Origin of the sequence: Vibrio sp. 10N.222.55.C7 (assembly GCF_041473335.1) — a bacterium.
In the GTDB taxonomy this organism is placed as follows: Bacteria; Pseudomonadota; Gammaproteobacteria; order Enterobacterales; family Vibrionaceae; genus Vibrio; species Vibrio crassostreae_C.
On the sequence record NZ_JBFRSC010000108.1, the window covers coordinates 1 to 239 of the forward strand.

Here is a 239-nt window from a genome sequence, read left to right on the forward strand (position 1 = left end):
ACGATTTTTGCGTTCGGGCAGTGCGCTTGAACTTCAAGGTCAAAAGCCGTATTCATGTCCATCGCGACCGCTTCGATATTATTGCCATGCTTGCCTAACAGCTCGAAGAACGGTCGTATGTCCTTGCGGCTACGGCCTAACCCTATCCAAATGACTTGATGAGTCTTAGCGTCAGCAATGACCGTGGCATACCTATGCCCTTTAAAGATAGCGAACTCGTCCATGACGAGTTGCCTTAG

General features: G+C 49.4%; 1 protein-coding gene. It reads right to left on the minus strand.

Going from position 1 to position 239, the window contains the following annotated elements; all coding sequences use genetic code 11:
• The coding region (locus AB4482_RS23100) for a transposase (RefSeq protein ID WP_372181746.1) at positions 1–239 on the minus strand (239 nt) is incomplete at both ends.